This is a genomic window from Pseudovibrio sp. W64 (genome assembly GCF_001623145.1).
Classification (GTDB): domain Bacteria; phylum Pseudomonadota; class Alphaproteobacteria; order Rhizobiales; family Stappiaceae; genus Pseudovibrio.
Genome location: NZ_LMCI01000012.1, coordinates 1 through 213, shown reverse-complemented (window position 1 = coordinate 213; position 213 = coordinate 1). Strand labels below are relative to the sequence as shown.

At 46.0% G+C, this 213-nt stretch carries 1 protein-coding gene; it reads right to left on the bottom strand.

All coding sequences use genetic code 11. From position 1 onward, the window contains the following. A partial coding sequence (locus PsW64_RS27055; RefSeq protein ID WP_153042354.1) for an IS30 family transposase occupies positions 1-213 on the bottom strand: 213 nt, incomplete at both ends.

Here is a 213-nt window from a genome sequence, read left to right as displayed (position 1 = left end):
CAAGCGGTTCGTGTTTTCGTTTGATCCTCGTTGCCACGGTGAATGTGGGTCGCAGAAGTATACAGCAACATCCGTTACTAATGTCAGGCTTAGATGATCTGCCATCTCCTTGCCTCGATCCCAAGTCAAAGATTTGTAAAGCTCTTTTGGTAATTTGTGGGTGTGTTTGATCAACCCGGAGATAACACTGCTCGTGTCTTTGTTGGCAACCTT